Origin of the sequence: Actinosynnema sp. CA-299493 (genome assembly GCF_050946825.1) — a bacterium.
GTDB lineage: Bacteria > Actinomycetota > Actinomycetes > Mycobacteriales > Pseudonocardiaceae > Actinosynnema.
In genome coordinates this window covers 1705205-1722237 of the sequence record NZ_CP191993.1, presented here as the reverse complement: position 1 = coordinate 1722237, position 17033 = coordinate 1705205, and the positions used below count along the sequence as shown (strand labels likewise).

Here is a 17033-nt window from a genome sequence, read left to right as displayed (position 1 = left end):
CGGCGCACCGGCCGACTACCACGCAGCAGTTCGAGGAGCCGGATCGCGTGTTGGCGACCCTCTTTGTCTGCTCTGAGAGACCAGACAACCACGACCAACTGCGTGAGGTACCTGAGCGCCACAACCGCACCTACAACTCCACCCGCTTGCACGACCTCGTTGGTCACGGCGCCACCTCCACATAAATGCGCGCCGGATCGGCGCACATGCACGTGGGAAGAGGGAGGGCCGTCACCGATCAGCGACGGCCCTCCCTCTCCATCCCCCCGATTGGGACGGGCTAGCCGTCCCGTGGGGGTGACGCTTTGCGAGAGGGTTAGGGCTGTAGACAGATCCAGGATGGCCCATCAGCACAGATCATGGCAACCGGCTGCACTCTGTCATACCGCTGAGCCTCACGGGCTTGGCCCGGCCGAGGTGTGCGACATGTGTTGGATCGACGTCGAGCTTGCAGCAGGTCGGACCGTCGTCGGGGAGAACACGCGCGACTGTGACCTGCGGATTTACTTGGTATCCCGGTTGGCCGAATCGTCAGAGCTTGACCAAGGTCTTCTGGCCGACCGGCCCCGGCGGCCCGAACGACAAGGGCCTCGGCCGCAAGCACATCATGGAGTCGATCAACGGCTCGCTGGAGCGGCTCCAGACCGACTACGTCGACCTCTACCAGGCGCACCGGTACGACAAGTCGGTGCCGCTGGAGGAGACGATGCTCGCCTTCGCCGACGTCGTCCGCTCCGGCAAGGCCCTCTACATCGGCGTGTCCGAGTGGAACGCCGACCAGATCGCCCGCGGCGCGGCGCTCGCGCGTGAGCTGAACGTGCCGTTCATCTCCAACCAGCCCCAGTACTCGATGCTGTGGCGCGTCATCGAGTCGCAGGTCGTGCCGACCTCCGAGCGCGAGGGCGTCAGCCAGATCGTGTGGTCGCCCATCGCCCAGGGCGTCCTGACCGGCAAGTACCTGCCGGGCCAGCCGGTGCCCGCTGGGTCGCGCGCCACGGACGAGACCGGGTCGAAGTTCATCCAGCGCTTCCTGCGCGACGAGGTGCTGACCAAGGTCCAGCAGCTCAAGCCGCTCGCCGACGAAGCGGGCCTGTCGCTGGCCCAGCTCGCGGTCGCGTGGACCCTGCAGAACCCGAACGTGGCCAGCGCGATCATCGGCGCGTCCCGTCCCGAGCAGGTGCACGAGAACGTCAAGGCCGCCGGCGTGAAGCTGGACGAGGAACTGCTCAAGAAGATCGACGACGTGCTCGAGGGCGTCGTCGAGTCCGACCCGCGGTTCACCATCACCCCCTGACGACGAACGGGGCACCCACCTGCGTGGGTGCCCCGTTCCTGGTCGACCTTGACCCGCCCGGCCGGCAGGTCAGAGCTCGAAGACCGGGTAGATGGAGTAGTTGCTCGCGTTCCACGACTCGGTCGGGAACCCGCCGCCCTCCCCGTAGCGGTAGACGCCCGCGTCGCGCGGGACGATGAACGGTGCTCGGATCAACGTGCCGATGTGGAAGTCCTCGGTGGAGACGTACCCGCCTTCCGGCGTGTAGTAGGAGACGACGTACTCCTCACCGGTGACCACCGGGACCGGCGTGGTGAAGACGATGGGCCTGTGGGACGGCGTCACCGTCGTCTCCTCCTGCTGGTGCAGCAGCACACCGCCGGCGCCCCACACCCGGACCGTGATAGGTCCCTGGTAGGCGCTCCGCGTCACGCGGACACCGGTGAGGCGGCCCGACCGGTCCAGCCGCACCCGCGTGCCCAGCTCCACCGGCAGCCTGTCGATGTCCGCGACGGGGAACTCGTACAGGCGTGGGTTGCAGGGGCAGTAGACCGTCGCGAGCACGCCGGGGGTGCCGGCGTGCAGGACGAGCGACTTGGTCGCGCTCCACTCGCCGCCGTACTGGGCGCGCACGCTGAGCGTGATGTCACCGGGCGTCGTCGGCGTGATGACGTAACGCCAGGGCCAGTTGCCGTCGGCCGGCAGCCAGGGCCCCCTGTCGATCGAGACCTGGGTGTCCAAAGCGCTGGTGCCTTCGCCGACCCCGGAGATCCCGGTGATCAGCAGCGGCTCGCCCACCTCCACGTGCGCACCGTTGTGGGGCGAGTCGAAGCTGGTCCACGCGCCGGCCGCGGACGCTACCGGCGTGCAGAAGAACATCGAGACCAGTGCGGCGATGACCGCCACCGGCCTGCGTAATCGGACCATCAGCCCTCCAAGGGCACGTGACCGGGAGCAGTCGCCCTGCTCCCGTCTGATGATCGCTCGGCACGGCCCTGGCGCTACGCGGGAACGCCGATCCCGCAGGCGCGGCACCTCGGCGAGGTCGTGGACGTCGCCTGCCAGGTCACGGCAGTCCCGTCCTCCTCGCCCGGTCTACTCGGCCGGGGAGAGGGACATCGGGCCGTAGACCTCGGACTCGCTGCGCAGCAACGTCACCTGGGCGACGCCCGCCTCCCGCAGCTCGACCCACGCGGAGCTGAACCAGTCCTCGGCGGCGGTCTGGTCGGGGAACGCCAGCCGCGGCCCCTCGACCTCGTGCCCCTGCTCGTCCTGGTACCGCCACCGGTACTCCATGACGGACTCCTCGCGATGCGCCGTGCGGGTAGCGTTCCCGGTCAGGCTATGTCCTCTCGGAACGGTTGGAGTGCGGTGTGACGCGTCGGACACTGGTGCTGGGCGGTGCGCGTTCGGGCAAGTCCGCGCACGCCGAGGGCCTGCTCGCGGAAGACGTGGTGACGTACGTCGCGACCGCCCGCCGCTACCCCGACGACGCCGACTGGGAGCTGCGGATCGCCCAGCACGTGGCCCGCCGCCCCACCACGTGGACGACGGTGGAGGCGCCCGCGCCGAGCGACCTGGTCGCCCTGCTCACCGCCACCAGCGAGGCCGACCCGCCGATCCTGGTGGACGACGTCGCCACCTGGCTCAACGGCGTGCTGGACGACGCGGGCGCGTGGGAGGGCCACGGCATGGGCCAGGTCGAGCGGGAGTGCACGGCACTGGTCCACGCGGTAGCCGGCACCCGCGCCCGGTTGGTCCTCGTCTCGGCTGAGGTCGGCCTCGGCGTCGTGCCCGGCACGCACTCTGGCAGGCTCTTCCGCGATCACCTCGGTTCGCTCAACGCGCGGCTGGCCGAGGTGTGCGACGAAGTCCTGCTGGTCGTCGCTGGAATCCCACTGCGACTGCGCGAACCCGGAGGTAGTCGGTGACCATCGAGTTCCCGTCCGTCGAGCCGCCAAGCGACCACGTGCGCACCGAGGCCTTGGCCAGGCACGGCGTGCTCACCAAGCCCGTCGGCTCGCTGGGCAAGCTGGAAGAGCTCGGCGCCTGGGTGGCCGCCTGCCAGGGCGAATGCCCGCCCAGGCCCTTCACCCGCCCCCGCGTGGTCGTCTTCGCCGGTGACCACGGGATCGCGCGGCGCGGCGTCTCGGCCTTCCCGCCCGAGGTCACGAGCCAGATGGTCGCGAACTTCCTGTCCGGCGGCGCGGCCGTGAACGTCCTGGCGAACGTCGCGGGCGCGACCGTCCGCGTGGTCGACCTGGCCGTCGACTTCGACACCCCCGTGGGCGACCTCAAGGTCCGCCGCGGCTCCGGCTCCATCGACCGCGAGGACGCCATGTCCATCGAGGAGGCCGAACGGGCTGTCGAGATCGGCCGCAAGCTCGTGGACGACGAGGTCGACGGCGGCGCGGACCTCCTCATCGCCGGCGACATGGGCATCGGCAACACCACCCCCGCCGCGGTCCTCATCGCCGCCCTCACCGGCTCCGAACCGGTCGCCGTGGTGGGCCGCGGCACCGGCATCGACGACCAGGGCTGGATGCGCAAGACCGCCGCGATCCGCGACGCCCTCCGCCGCGCCCGCCCGGTGATCAACGACCCGGTGGCCCTGCTCGCCACCTCCTCCGGCGCGGACATCGCCGCCATGGCCGGCTTCCTCGCCCAGGCGGCCGTCCGCAAGACGCCCGTCATCCTCGACGGCGTGGTGGTCGGCGCCGCCGCCGTGGTCGCCGAGGAACTGGCTCCGGGCGCCCGTGACTGGTGGGTCGCCGGCCACCGCTCCGTCGAGCCCGCGCACACCCTGGCCCTCGGCCACCTCAGCCTGGAGCCGTTGCTGGACTTCGGCATGCGACTGGGCGAGGGCTCCGGCGCGGTGGCGGCACTCCCCCTGGTCGTGATGGCGACCCGCATCCTGGCCGAGATGGCGACGTTCGACAGCGCGGGCGTCTCCGGACCCGCCTGATGCGCCTGGCGTTGTCCTGGCTGACCGTCCTGCCCGTCCGCGTCGGCTCCCACGAGGTCGACGCGCGGGCGGCACGGCGCGCCATCGCCTTCGCACCCCTGGTCGGCCTCCTGCTGGGCGCGGCCGTGGTCGGGCTCCTCGCGGTGCCGCTACCCGACCTCGTGGCCGGTTTCCTGGTCGTCGGGTTCCTGGCGCTCGCCACGCGCGGCATGCACCTGGACGGGTTGGCCGACACCGCCGACGGGCTGGGGTGCTACGGGCCGCCGGAGCGCGCCCTGGCCGTGATGAAGGACGGCGGCGCGGGCCCGTTCGCGGTAGTGGCCCTGATCGTCGTGCTGGGCGCGGAAGCCGCCGCCTTCCCCACCGTCGAATGGGGCGCCGTCCTCCTGGCCCTGACCGCCGGCCGCGCCGCATTCGTCCTCTGCTGCCTGCACGGCGTCCCCGCCGCCCGCCCGGAAGGCCTAGGTGCCCTAGTGGCAGGCACCCAACCCCTCTGGGTCGCCATCACCTGGTGGACAGCCCTGGCCGTGGCCGGGTTCTTCGTCCACCCCTGGCAGGGTCCGCTCTCAATCGCCCTCGCCGCCACCCTGACCCTCGCCCTGATCCACCACACGCGGAAGCGATTCGGCGGAATCACCGGCGACGTCCTGGGCGCAGCCTGCGAAACGGCCACCTTGACCGTCTTGGCCATCAACTCACTCTGAATACCCACCGAGGCCCGATTTGACATGGGTTCGGGTGCTTTAGGCTGGTCGAAGCCGGCAGGCTTGGCGGGCGCTTTATCCGCCGGGCCTGCCGGCTTTGGCCTGCCTGGAGTGCCCGTAAGGGCCCCATGTCACATCGAGCCGGGCTCGACCGAACAGCTTTCGCCAAAGATTCGAATCGCAGTATTAATCAATCTTCACCATCCACCCGTGCGGATCCGCCACCAACCCCTGCTGAATCCCCGTCAGGTGATTGCGCAGCTTCATCGTCACGTCCCCCGTCACCCCGCCGGAAACAGAGAACTCACCACCAGCGTGCTTCACGTGACCCACCGGCGTGATCACCGCCGCCGTGCCGCACGCGAACACCTCGGTCAGCTCACCGGACTCGGCCTTCTTCTCCCACTCCTCGGTGGAGATCCGCCGCTCCTCCACCGCGTGACCGAAATCAGCGGCCAACCGCAGCAACGAGTCGCGCGTGATCCCCGGCAGCAGCGCGCCGGACAGCTCCGGTGTCACCACCCGGGCGTCCTCACCGGAGCCCAGGACGAAGAACAGGTTCATCCCGCCCATCTCCTCGACCCACCGCCGCTCCACCGCGTCGAGCCACACGACCTGGTCGCACCCCTGCTCGGCGGCCTGCGCCTGCGCCACCAACGACGCCGCGTAGTTACCCGCGAACTTGGCCGCACCGGTCCCGCCGGGCGACGCGCGCACGTACTCCGTCGACAACCAGACCGTCACCGGCTTCAACCCGCCCGGGAAGTACGACCCGGCGGGCGACGCGATGAGCACGTACAGGTACTCCTTCGCCGGCCGCACGCCCAGGCCCTTCTCCGTCGAGAACAGGAAGGGGCGCAGGTACAGCGACTCCTCGGGGATGGCGGGCACCCACCGCCCGTCCACGGCCAGCAGCTCCCGGATCGACTCCAGGAACAGCTCGTCGGGCAGCTCGGGCATCGCCAACCGGCGCGCGGAGGCGCGGAAGCGCTCGGCGTTGGCCGAGGGCCGGAAGGACGCGATCGATCCGTCGGGCTGGCGGTAGGCCTTGAGCCCTTCGAAGATCGCCTGGCCGTAGTGCAGCACCATGGCCGCCGGGTCCAGCTCCAGCGAGTGGTAGGGCTCGACGACGGCGTCGTGCCAGCCCTGCTCCTGGTTCCAGCGGATCGTCACCATGTGGTCGGTGAAGTGCTGCCCGAAGCCCGGCTTGGCGAGTACCTCCGCAACGCGCTCCGGGGTCGCCGGCTGCGGGTCGGGGGTCCGGGTGAAAGGCAACGCGGTCGTCATGACAGCACGATAGCCGCCGGTGGGACGTCAGAAAATCGCTGTCCCGACGCTCGGACATCCGACCATCCAAACGGACCCGAACGGCCTCACCCCACCGCCTGCCGCACGCGACCCAGCGCGAGCAGCCCGGTACCCAGCGCGAGCGCCACCCCGGTGATCACCAACGCCTCGGCGGGCGCGCTCATCGCCAGCAACACCGACAGCCCCAACCCCAGGCACGCCGTGCGCATCGGCCACGTCCGGTCCTCCTGCAGCAGCACGCGGGCCGAGGCGTTCGTGAAGCCGTAGTAGAACGCCGTGCCGCACGCGCCCACCGCCAGCGCCGTGGCCGGCGGCAACGCCACCACCGCGCCGACCGCCAGCGCCGCGCCCACCACGTCCAGCGGCCAGCCCGCCCGGATCGCCGGCAGATCACCCGTCTCGGTCAACCCGACCAGCGTCCGCCGCGCCGACGCCAGCACGAAGAACAGCGACGACACCGCCGCCACCGCCGCGCCGACCGAGAGCACCGGCAGCAGCCACCGCCCGTCGGCCACGACCAACGCGTCCCGCAACGGCGCCGGTGACAACGCGAGCCGCGCCGCACCGAGCTGCCGCAGCGCCGCCGCACCGACCGCGCCGCCCACCACCAGCACCACGCCGATCACCACCGGCACCGCGACGTGCAGCACCCGGGCGGAGAACTCCTGGTCGCCACGCCGAGGAGCGGTGACCCGCTCGAACCCGACGAACACCGCGAACATCAGCAGCGACGCGCCCATCACCCCTTCGAACCCGGCCGGAGCGGACCCGGCCGGAACGGACACGTCCCCCGGCCCGGAGGGGTTCTCCGGCGGCGCGACCGAGAAGCACACCAGCACCACCAGCGCCAGCACGCCGAGCACCACGGCCACCGCCGCCACGCTGAGCCCGGTGCTCCACCGAACCCCGGCCGCACCCAATCCGGCGGTCACCGCGATCAACCCCACGGCCGCCAGGACCCGGTGCTCCGGGACCACGTACGCCCCGAACATCCCGGCCAGCGCCGCCGCCATCCCCGCTCTGCCGACCAGGTGCGCGCTGGCCCCGATCCGCGCGGGCCAAGGCCCGAGCTGGTAGCGGATGTACGCGTACCCGCCGGGCGCGTCCGGGTACGCCCGGTGCTGGTCCGCGGTCGAGAAGGCGCAGCACAACGCGGTCACCGCGGCTAAGACCAGGCCGGGGAGGAACCAGGGACCCGCCATGGCGGCGGCGGGGGCGAACCCGGTGAAGACACCGGCCCCCAGCATCGCACCGAGGGCGAGCGCCACGGCCCCGGCACGGGGCGTGATTGTCACCGGTACACAGTCCCAGATCAACCAAGTGACCGCTAACGCCCGGCCGACTGACCCCCGTTCGTGTTAATTGTTACTCCTTGCGATCGAAGGTGCGGCCGTCATGAGTGTGAACGAGACCTTTAGCATTCGTCACGATCCACCCCCATCCCGCCGCACGACCAGAAAGTGCCGGGAGGACCCCGTCAAGGAGCCGCAGTGACCGCGCCGAAGCTGGCCATCACCGACAGTGACCCGAGCAGCACTACCGCCGACGCCGTTGTGGTGGGCACAGTCCAGGGACCGGACGGTCTCGCCCTCGCGGCCGGGTCGGAGGCGGTGAACGCCGCGTTCGACGGCGCGCTGCTGGACGTGCTCGACGCCGTCGGCGCGAGCGGCAAGGCCGAAGAGGTCGTCTCCGTGCCGACGCTCGGCAAGCTCGCCGCCCGCGTCGTGCTCGCCGTCGGCCTGGGCAAGCCCGCCGTCGACGGCTCGGTCACCGAGGACCAGGTGCGCCGCGCGTCCGGCGCCGCCGCCCGCGCGCTGTCCGGTCGCAAGCGCGCCGTCACCACGCTGTCCGCGCTGCACCTCGGCCCCGCCGTCGAGGGCACCGTGCTGGGCTCGTACTCGTTCACCGCCTACAAGTCGAACAAGGGCGACGGCCCGGTCGCGCGCGTCGACCTCGTCGCGCCCGCCGAGGGCAATATCCGGGCGCACCGGGCGACGCTCAAGGCGTCCACCGCGATCGCCGAGGCCGTCACCGCGACCCGCGACCTCGTCAACACCCCGCCGAACGACCTGTTCCCGGCGTCGTTCGCGGACCGGGCCGCCGCCCTGGCCAAGGCCGAGGGGCTCGAGGTCGAGGTGCTGGACGAGAAGGCGCTGCGCAAGCAGGGCTTCGGCGGCATCCTCGGCGTCGGCGGCGGCTCCAGCCGTCCGCCGCGCCTGGTGCGCATCACCTACCGCGGCCCGAAGGCGGGCAAGAAGGTCGCGCTGGTCGGCAAGGGCATCACCTTCGACACCGGCGGCATCTCGATCAAGCCCGCCGCGGGCATGGACGAGATGACCTCGGACATGGGCGGCGCGGCGGCCGTGATCGCCACCGTCGTGCTGGCCGCGAAGCTGAAGTACCCGCTGGAGGTCACCGCCTGGGCCCCGATGGCGGAGAACATGCCCTCGGGCACCGCCTACCGGCCCGGCGACGTGCTGACCATGTACGGCGGCAAGACCGTCGAGGTGCTCAACACCGACGCCGAGGGCAGGTTGATCCTGTCCGACGCGATCGTGCGCGCCTGCGAGGACGCGCCGGACTACCTGATCGAGACGTCCACGCTGACCGGCGCGCAGGTCGTGGCGCTCGGCAAGCGGACCGCCGGCGTCATGGGCACCGAGGAGTTCCGCGACCGGGTGGCCTCGATCGGGCGCGCGGTCGGCGAGCAGGCGTGGGCCATGCCGCTGCCGGACGAACTGCGCGGCGACCTCGACTCGAAGGTGGCCGACCTCGCGAACGTGGCCGGGCACCGGTTCGGCGGCATGCTCACGGCAGGCGTGTTCCTGCGCGAGTTCGTGGCCGAGGGCGTGACCTGGGCGCACATCGACGTGGCCGGTCCGTCGTTCCACAGCGGCGGCCCGTACGGGTACACCACCAAGGGCGGCACCGGCGTCCCGGTGCGCACCCTCGCGGCGGTGCTGGCCGACATCGCGGCGAACGGCTGACCCCGAACGGCCGGCCTGAGCGGCTGGCCTGAGCGGCAGACGCGAACGGACTGGCCGAACAGCTGACGCGAACGACTGACCGAGCGGCGGACGCGAGCGGCCGACCTCAGTTCGCCACGCTGATCGCTTTGCGCACGGATCCCGGGTCGACCAGGCACCGCAGCACCAGCGACGCCAGGTCGGCCCGGGACACCCGCATGCCTCCGCGCACGTTGGTGTCCACCGCGGTCCGGTACGCGTCGGTGCGCGGCCCGTCGGTCAGCTGCGGCGGGCGGACGATCGTCCACTCCAGACCGCTCGCGCGCACGACCTCCTCCATCCGCGCCATGTCACCCCACGGGTGCTTGAGCACCCGGCGCAGGATCGGCTTGACCAGGTAGCGGCTGAACGGGTCGTCACCGTCGGTCACCATGCCGCTGTTGCTGACCACCAGCAGCCGCCGCACGTCGTGCGTCCTCATCGCCAGGACCACCGACTTCGCGCTGTCGGTCTGCACGGACGTCGGCTTGCGCACCGACCGCGAGCCGATGGCCGAGACGACGGCGTCCGCGCCGGCCAGGTGCTGGCCGATCGAGTCCGGGTCCATCACGTCGGCCACCGTGTCGCGGCCGTTGCGCGCGCGCACGATCGCGGTGACCTCGTGCCCGGCTCCCCTGGCCAGTTCCACGACCTTCGTGCCGGTGCCTCCGCTCGCACCCAGAACGGTGATCCTCATCCGTCGCCCCTCCGTGGTTGGTGAGTGCTCACTAACCATTATGGTAGCCCCATGACCACACGCGACCGCATGCTCGACGCGGCAGCTCACGTCATGCGCACCAAAGGGCTGGCACGGGCGACCACCAAGGAGATCGCCAAGGCGGCGGGCTTCTCGGAAGCGGCGCTCTACAAGCACTTCGCGGACAAGACCGAGCTGTTCCTGGCCGTGCTGCGGGAACGCGCGCCGAGCGACTTGGCGGGGTTGCTGGCCGGGCTGCAAGCCGGTCGCGGCGACGTGCGGGAGACGGTGGCCGACATCGCCCGGGCCGCGGTCGCGTTCTACGTCGAGACGTTCCCGATCGCCGCGTCGATCTTCTCGGAGCCCGCGTTGCTGGCCGCGCACCGGGAGGTGTTGAAGACGCACGGGGTGGGGCCGGCGACCGTGCCGGAGAAGCTGGCCCGGTACCTGGAGGCGGAACGGGCGCTGGGGCGGCTGCCGGCCGGCGTGGACCCGGGGTCGGCGGCGGACCTGCTGCTGGGCGCGTGCCACTACCAGGCGTTCCTGGGGTTCTTCTCGGATCGGCCCGCCGATCCGGAAGCGCTGGTCAGGACGCTGTGGGACGGAATCGGGCGTGGTTGACCCTCAAGCGCCCTGGTTCTTGCGCCGCGAGTACTCCCGCATCCGCTTCGGGTAGCCGACGATGCCCGCGTCGTAGATCGGGATCTCCAGCTTCTTGGCCAGCCGCTTGGCGCCGTCCGTGCCGTCGATGCGGCGGCGCGTCCACTCGCCGTCGTGCGCGACGAGGACGATCGTGGTCTCCGTCACGGTCGTCTTCGGCTCGACGTACGCCTCCACGCCACGGCGCGCGGCGGCCCACTGCTCCAGGTGGCCGGTGTCCGTGGACGTGGCCGATCGGAGCACGCCAGGGCGCTGCTTCCTGCGAAAACGATCGAACAGCCCCACCGGGCCACCTCCTGCAAGGACATCTGTGGACCATGGTGCCGGCGCGGGTGTGAAGGTGGGGGCAAATCGTCCGAAGACCGACACCGCGTCGCGGGCGTTCGCGCGGTAGTGACAAGATGGCAACTACACGCGCGCACCCGCGCGAAGTAAGGCATCAAGCTCTCCAGGGAGAACCCGTGACCGACACGTCCGCCGACCTTGTGATCCTCGGTGGCGGCTCGGGCGGCTACGCCTGCGCGTTCCGCGCGGCCGAGCTCGGCCTGTCCGTCATCCTGGTCGAGAAGGACAAGCTGGGGGGCACGTGCCTGCACCGCGGCTGCATCCCGACCAAGGCGCTGCTGCACGCGGCGGAGGTCGCGGACAACGCGCGCGAGGGTGACCAGTTCGGCGTGAAGTCCTCCCTGGAGGGCATCGACATCGCGGGTGTCAACTCGTACAAGGACGGCGTGGTCAGCCGGCTCTACAAGGGTCTCCAGGGCTTGGTCAAGGCCAACAAGGTCACCCTGGTCGAGGGCGCGGGCAGGTTCGTCGGCCCGAACACCGTCGAGGTGGACGGTCAGCGCTACACCGGCAAGAACGTCGTGCTGGCGACCGGTTCGTACGCCCGCAGCCTGCCCGGGCTGGAGATCGGCGGCCGGGTCATCACCAGCGACCAGGCGCTCAACCTGGACTTCATCCCGGAGAAGGTCGTCGTGCTCGGCGGCGGCGTGATCGGCGTCGAGTTCGCCAGCGTGTGGGCCTCCTTCGGCGCGGAGGTGACCATCGTCGAGGCGCTGCCCCGCCTGGTCCCCGCCGAGGACGAGTACGCGTCCAAGCAGCTGGAGCGCGCCTTCCGCCGCCGCGGCATCAAGTTCAAGACCGGCGTGAAGTTCACCGGCGCCACCCAGGACGAGTCGGGCGTGTCGGTCACGCTCGAGTCCGGCGACGTGCTCGCGGCCGACCTGCTGCTGGTGGCCGTCGGCCGCGGCCCCAACACGGCCGGCCACGGCTACGAGGAAGCCGGCGTGCAGTTGGAGCGCGGCTTCGTCACCACCGACGAGCGGCTGCGCACGAGCGTCCCGGGCGTGTACGCCGTCGGCGACATCGTGCCCGGTCTCCAGCTCGCGCACCGCGGCTTCCAGCAGGGCATCTTCGTCGCCGAGGAGATCGCCGGGCAGAACCCCAAGGTCATCGACGAGGCGGGCATCCCGCGCGTCACCTACTGCAAGCCCGAGGTCGCGTCGGTGGGTCTCTCCGAGGCGGCGGCCAAGGAGAAGTACGGTTCGGTCGAGACGTTCGTCTACGACCTCGCGGGCAACGGCAAGAGCCAGATCCTGAAGACCGCCGGCGGCGTCAAGCTCGTCAAGGCGCCCGACGGCCCGGTGGTCGGTGTCACCATGGTCGGCGAGCGGGTCGGCGAGCTGATCGGTGAGGCCCAGCTCATCTACAGCTGGGAGGCCTACCCCGAGGACGTGGCTCCGCTGATCCACGCCCACCCGACCCAGACAGAAGCCCTCGGCGAGGCTTTCCTCGCCTTGGCCGGCAAGCCGCTGCACGTGCACGGCTGACCGTCGCACCCCAGTCAGCCGATCCCCGACCCACGCACGAGGAGTCAGCGAACGATGGCCTTCTCCGTCCAAATGCCCGCACTCGGCGAGAGCGTCACCGAGGGCACGGTCACCCGCTGGTTGAAGCAGGAGGGTGACCGCGTCGAGGTCGACGAGCCCTTGCTGGAGGTGTCGACCGACAAGGTCGACACCGAGATCCCGTCGCCCGCGGCGGGTGTGCTCCAGAAGATCGTCGCCCAGGAGGACGAGACCGTCGAGGTCGGCGCCGAGCTCGCCGTCATCGGTGACGGCTCGGACTCCGGGGCCTCGTCCTCGTCCGACACGTCCGACTCGACTGCCGGTGAGGCCGCCGCGCCGGCCGAGGAGGCTCAGCCCGAGCCGCAGTCCGCGCCCGAGCCCCAGGCCGAGCCCGAGGCCGAGCCGGAGGCCGCTCCCGCGCAGTCCGGCGGTGGCTCGGCCCAAGGCACGCCGGTGACGATGCCCGCGCTGGGCGAGAGCGTCACCGAGGGCACCGTGACCCGGTGGCTCAAGGCCGTCGGCGACTCGGTCGAGGTCGACGAGCCGCTGCTGGAGGTCTCGACCGACAAGGTCGACACCGAGATCCCGTCGCCGGTGGCGGGCACGCTGCTGGAGATCACCGCCGGCGAGGACGAGACCGTCGAGGTCGGCGGGCAACTCGCGCTGGTCGGCTCGGGTTCGCCCGCGCCCGCGGCGAAGGAAGAGCCCAAGCCCGCACCGGTGCAGGAAGCGCCGAAGCAGGAGGCCCCGAAGCAGGAGGCCCCGGCTCCGAAGCAGGAAGCGCCCAAGCAGGAGGCGCCGGCCCCGAAGCAGGAGGCTCCCCGGCAGGAAGCGCCCGCTCCGAAGCAGGAGGCCGAGGACTCCTCCGCCAACGGCGCGCCCTACGTGACGCCGCTCGTCCGGAAGCTCGCCTCGGAGAACGGCATCGACCTCGCCACGCTCAAGGGCACCGGAGTCGGTGGCCGGATCCGCAAGCAGGACGTGCTGGCGGCGGTCGAGGCGAAGAAGGCTCCGAAGGAAGAGCCCAAGCCGGCCGCGGCGTCCGCGCCCGCCCAGCGGGTCGCCGCCGCCCCGGCCGACTCCAGCGGCAAGCGCGGCACGGTGCAGAAGCTGCCCCGGCTGCGGCAGATCGTCGCCCAGCGCACCCGTGAGTCGTTGCAGGTCTCGGCGCAGCTCACCCAGGTGTTCGAGGTGGACGTCACCAAGATCGCCCGGCTGCGAAACAAGGCCAAGGCCGCGTTCGAGCAGCGCGAGGGCACGAAGCTGACGTTCCTGCCCTTCTTCGCCAAGGCGGCGGTCGAGGCGCTCAAGCAGCACCCGGTGCTGAACGCGTCGATCGACGAAGAGAAGAAGGAGGTCGTGTACCACGGTGCCGAGCACCTGGGTATCGCGATCGACACCGAGCGCGGCCTGCTGAACGCGGTCATCGCGAACGCGGGCGACCTGAACCTGGCCGGCCTGTCGCACAAGATCAGCGACTTGGCGGCGCGGGCCCGGAGCAACAAGCTCACGCCCGACGAGCTGACCGGCGGCACGTTCTCGCTGACCAACCTGGGCAGCAACGGCGCGCTGTTCGACACGCCGATCATCCAGCAGCCGCAGGTCGGCATCCTGGGCGTGGGCGTGGTCAAGAAGCGCCCGGTGGTGATCACGGACGAGAACGGCGACGACACCATCGCCATCCGGTCCATGGCCTACCTGGCGCTGACCTACGACCACCGGCTGGTCGACGGCGCCGACGCCGGTCGGTTCCTCACGACCGTGAAGAACCGCCTCGAAGAGGGCTCGTTCGAGGCAGACCTGGGTCTGTAGCACCACCCGCTCGCGAGTTCTGACTGAAGGCCGCTCTCGGTTTGCCGAGGGCGGCCTTTGGTGTGGGGGTGGAGGTGGGGTGAGGGCGGGGTGAGGGTGAAGGGCGAAAAGAGTCCTCGCCGGACGGGCAGATCAGCAGGATGACCCTCTGGTGGGTGGTTCTGTGCCGGGTCCGTTGCGGGTCGGGTTTCGTGTCATCCCACCGACCTCCCTACGGGCTACCGCACGTATCAAGGGGGGCGGCCCGCAGTCGACGCCGTGGGTATCGGTGCACTGGCCCCCCTTGACACGCGCGGTAGGGCGGAGCCAGGTCGGCGGGATGACACGAAGCCCTTCTGTGGGGAAGGGAGGTGGCAGTGGGTGCGGAGCGTGGAGGGTGAGGAGGGCGGAGGGCGGAGGGCGGAGGGCGGAGGGCGGAGGGTGGCGGAGCGGGTGGGGTGGGGGTGCGGGTGGGGTGGGGGTGCGGAGGGTGATCGGTGGGTGGTGGGGGTGACACGTTCGCCGCTGTGCAACTGAGGGCGTGCTGCGAGACGATCAAGGCATGCGTGTTGTCGTCGCGGGATCGTCGGGCTTGATCGGCACCAGTTTGGTTGCCGCGTTGCGCGGCGCGGGGCACGAGGTTCTGCGGTTGGTTCGGCGGCGGCCCTCGGCGCCCGATGAGCGTGGTTGGGACCCGTCGGCCGGGCGGATCGACGAGGGTGCGTTGGACGGCGTGGACGCGGTGGTCAACCTTTGTGGGGCCGGGGTCGCGGACAGGCGGTGGAGTGACGCGCGCAAGCAGGTGTTGTTGGACAGTCGCACGGCGCCGACCGAGGTGTTGGCGGCTGCGGTGGCGGAGCGTGGGGTTCCGGTGCTGGTCAACGCCAGTGCGATCGGGTACTACGGCGACACCGGTGACGAGGTTGTGGATGAGACCAGTCCGTCGGGGGCCGGGTTCCTCGCCGGGTTGTGCCGGCAGTGGGAGGCGGCGACGGCGTCGGCGGACGGGCACGCGCGGGTGGTGCGGATGCGTACGGGGTTGGTCATCAGTCCTTCCGGTGGGTTGTTCGGGAAGATCAAGCCGTTGTTCACGCTCTTCCTGGGCGGGCGGCTCGGCGACGGTCGGCAGTACATGCCGTGGATCTCGTTGGACGACGCCGTCGCGGCCATCCGGTTCCTGGTCGAGCACGACGTGTCGGGGCCGGTGAACGTCACCGCGCCCAGTCCGGTGACCAACGCCGAGTTCACCCGGACGGTGGGTCGTGTGCTGCACCGGCCGACGCCGTGGGTCGCGCCGGCGTTCGCGTTGAAGGCCGTGTTGGGCGAGGTGGCCGAGGAAGGGCTCTTGGCCGGTCAGAGGGCGGTGCCCAGGGTGTTGGAGCAGCGGGGCTTCCAGTTCGCGCACCCCGCGCTCGGTGCGGCCGTGGCGGCGGCCGTCGAGGGGTGATGGGCGCGCTGATCGGCCTCGTGCTGGCACTGGCCTCGATGGTGCTGGGCGTCACCGTCCGGCACGAGCCGCCGGCGCTCGACGAGGGGCTGAGGCAGGACGCGGTGGAGTTGGGGGCCGGGTTCGCGCACGCGTCGACGGTGGTGAGCTTCGTGCTCAGCCCCGGGTTGGCGACGATCGCGTTGGTCTCGCTGGCGTTGCGGGCGTTCCTGGCGAAGGACCTGCTGCTGGCGCGGTGCGCCGTCCTGTTGGCGGTGTGCTGGTCGACGGTGCTCGCCCGGTACTGGTACCAGCGGGTTCGGCCGATCGAGTTCCCGAAGTGGGCGTACCCGAGCGGGCACGTCACGGCGGTCACGGCGGTCGCGTTCACGGCGGTGGTGCTGTGCGCGTGGTTGGCCCGCCGGCACCTGAGGTTGGCGGTGGTCTCGGGGTGCGCGGCGGTGGTGTTGACGGCGGCCAGTCGGGTCGTGCTGGAGATGCACTGGTTCACCGACACGGTCGGCGCGGTGCTGGCGGTGGTGGGGGTCGGGCTGATCGTCTCCCGCGCCCTCGGACTGGTGCCCGTGGGCGTAGTGTCGACACGTGAGCAGTCCTGACCTTTCCTGCCGCACCTCGACGGACCCGATCGAGGTGCGCGAGCTGGGCACCATCGACTACCTGGCCGCGTGGGACCTGCAACGGGAGCTCGCCGAGGCACGCGCGGACGGCGCGATCGGCGACACGATGCTGCTGCTGGAGCACCCGCCCGTCTACACGTGCGGCCGGCGCACCGCGCCCGAGGAGCGACCCAAGGGCGGCGACGTCCCGGTCATCGACGTGGACCGGGGCGGCAAGATCACCTGGCACGGCCCGGGGCAGCTGGTGGGCTACCCGATCGTGGGGTTGGCCGAACCGCTGGACGTGGTGCAGTACGTGCGGCGGTTGGAACAGGCGTTGATCCACGTGTGCGATCAGCTGGGCGTGCGCACGGGGCGGGTCGAGGGTCGTAGTGGCGTGTGGATCCCGGCCGACGAGCGGGGCGGGGAGCGCAAGGTCGCGGCGATCGGGATCCGGGTCCAGCGCGGCGTCACCATGCACGGGTTCGAGATCAACTGCGACGCGGACCTGAGCGCGTTCGGGGACATCATCCCGTGTGGCATCCGGGACGCGGGCGTGGCGTCGCTGTCGCGCGAACTGGGGCGTGACGTGACCGTGGCCGAGGTGCTGCCGCTGGCGCGCCAGGCGGTCGTCGACGCGTTGAACGGCGACCTGCCGCTGACCGAGCGCACGCTGGTCCGGGCGCAGCCGGTGGCGGCCGGTGTGACGTTCGCCGTTCAGACGGGCTGACAGGGCG

Annotated in this window: 16 protein-coding genes and 1 pseudogene; 11 read left to right on the top strand and 6 right to left on the bottom strand. The window is 71.1% G+C overall.

The genetic code is table 11. The annotated features are described in order from the left end of the window. Positions 1–529 precede the first annotated feature (529 nt). Positions 530–1294: pseudogene (locus ACQPYE_RS08320) on the top strand (aldo/keto reductase); the annotation flags it as partial. Between the two features lie 69 nt (positions 1295–1363). Here ACQPYE_RS08320 and ACQPYE_RS08315 read toward each other — a convergent pair. Further along, positions 1364–2200 (bottom strand): DUF4082 domain-containing protein, encoded by an 837-nt coding sequence (locus tag ACQPYE_RS08315; protein ID WP_498720375.1) that lies wholly within the window; start codon positions 2198–2200, stop codon positions 1364–1366. 168 nt (positions 2201–2368) lie between these two features. Next, on the bottom strand, positions 2369–2569 hold the full coding sequence (locus ACQPYE_RS08310) for a hypothetical protein (RefSeq protein WP_498720374.1): 201 nt from the start codon (positions 2567–2569) through the stop codon (positions 2369–2371). A gap of 77 nt (positions 2570–2646) precedes the next feature. On the opposite strand from ACQPYE_RS08310, the gene cobU reads away from it, so the two are divergent. Genes cobU through ACQPYE_RS08295 form a run of 3 tightly spaced genes read left to right on the top strand, consistent with a single transcriptional unit; the run spans position 2647 to position 4942 of the window. Then, positions 2647–3204, top strand: a complete 558-nt coding sequence (gene cobU / locus ACQPYE_RS08305) for a bifunctional adenosylcobinamide kinase/adenosylcobinamide-phosphate guanylyltransferase (protein WP_498720372.1) — start codon at positions 2647–2649, stop codon at positions 3202–3204. Continuing rightward, positions 3201–4238, top strand: coding sequence for a nicotinate-nucleotide--dimethylbenzimidazole phosphoribosyltransferase (cobT, locus tag ACQPYE_RS08300; RefSeq protein WP_498720371.1), 1038 nt, complete (start codon positions 3201–3203; stop codon positions 4236–4238). Before cobU ends, cobT begins: the two co-directional genes overlap by 4 nt. Continuing rightward, positions 4238–4942: an adenosylcobinamide-GDP ribazoletransferase gene (locus ACQPYE_RS08295; protein WP_498720370.1), complete on the top strand. Its 705-nt coding sequence runs from the start codon at positions 4238–4240 to the stop codon at positions 4940–4942. Before cobT ends, ACQPYE_RS08295 begins: the two co-directional genes overlap by 1 nt. A gap of 186 nt (positions 4943–5128) precedes the next feature. Here ACQPYE_RS08295 and ACQPYE_RS08290 read toward each other — a convergent pair whose 3' ends face one another. Then, positions 5129–6229 (bottom strand): branched-chain amino acid aminotransferase, encoded by a 1101-nt coding sequence (locus ACQPYE_RS08290; protein ID WP_498720369.1) that lies wholly within the window; start codon positions 6227–6229, stop codon positions 5129–5131. An 86-nt stretch (positions 6230–6315) separates the two neighbouring features. Continuing rightward, a complete protein-coding gene (locus ACQPYE_RS08285; protein ID WP_498720367.1) occupies positions 6316–7545 on the bottom strand; it encodes an APC family permease in 1230 nt (409 codons plus the stop codon). A 195-nt stretch (positions 7546–7740) separates the two neighbouring features. Between ACQPYE_RS08285 and ACQPYE_RS08280 the strand changes: the two genes are divergently transcribed. After that, positions 7741–9237, top strand: coding sequence for a leucyl aminopeptidase (locus tag ACQPYE_RS08280; protein ID WP_498720366.1), 1497 nt, complete (start codon positions 7741–7743; stop codon positions 9235–9237). 106 nt (positions 9238–9343) lie between these two features. Here the strand turns inward: ACQPYE_RS08280 and ACQPYE_RS08275 are convergent, their stop codons facing one another. Then, positions 9344–9952: an NAD(P)-dependent oxidoreductase gene (locus ACQPYE_RS08275; protein WP_498720365.1), complete on the bottom strand. Its 609-nt coding sequence runs from the start codon at positions 9950–9952 to the stop codon at positions 9344–9346. 51 nt (positions 9953–10003) lie between these two features. Here ACQPYE_RS08275 and ACQPYE_RS08270 point away from each other — a divergent pair, with 51 nt between their 5' ends. Further along, positions 10004–10573, top strand: coding sequence for a TetR/AcrR family transcriptional regulator (locus tag ACQPYE_RS08270; RefSeq protein ID WP_498720364.1), 570 nt, complete (start codon positions 10004–10006; stop codon positions 10571–10573). Between the two features lie 3 nt (positions 10574–10576). On the opposite strand, the gene ACQPYE_RS08265 is transcribed toward ACQPYE_RS08270, so the two are convergent. Continuing rightward, positions 10577–10897 (bottom strand): oxidoreductase, encoded by a 321-nt coding sequence (locus ACQPYE_RS08265; RefSeq protein WP_498720363.1) that lies wholly within the window; start codon positions 10895–10897, stop codon positions 10577–10579. A 176-nt stretch (positions 10898–11073) separates the two neighbouring features. Between ACQPYE_RS08265 and lpdA the strand changes: the two genes are divergently transcribed. From lpdA to lipB, 5 genes are all read left to right on the top strand, one after another. Then, positions 11074–12444, top strand: a complete 1371-nt coding sequence (gene lpdA, locus ACQPYE_RS08260; protein ID WP_498720361.1) for a dihydrolipoyl dehydrogenase — start codon at positions 11074–11076, stop codon at positions 12442–12444. Between the two features lie 54 nt (positions 12445–12498). Further along, on the top strand, positions 12499–14274 hold the full coding sequence (gene sucB / locus ACQPYE_RS08255) for a 2-oxoglutarate dehydrogenase, E2 component, dihydrolipoamide succinyltransferase (RefSeq protein ID WP_498720360.1): 1776 nt from the start codon (positions 12499–12501) through the stop codon (positions 14272–14274). A gap of 541 nt (positions 14275–14815) precedes the next feature. Continuing rightward, a complete protein-coding gene (locus tag ACQPYE_RS08250) occupies positions 14816–15700 on the top strand; it encodes a TIGR01777 family oxidoreductase (protein ID WP_498720359.1) in 885 nt (294 codons plus the stop codon). Then, positions 15700–16296, top strand: a complete 597-nt coding sequence (locus ACQPYE_RS08245) for a phosphatase PAP2 family protein (protein WP_498720358.1) — start codon at positions 15700–15702, stop codon at positions 16294–16296. The genes ACQPYE_RS08250 and ACQPYE_RS08245 overlap by 1 nt, the downstream gene beginning before the upstream one ends. Further along, a complete protein-coding gene (gene lipB, locus ACQPYE_RS08240; protein WP_498720356.1) occupies positions 16283–17026 on the top strand; it encodes a lipoyl(octanoyl) transferase LipB in 744 nt (247 codons plus the stop codon). Before ACQPYE_RS08245 ends, lipB begins: the two co-directional genes overlap by 14 nt. Positions 17027–17033: the final 7 nt, after the last annotated feature.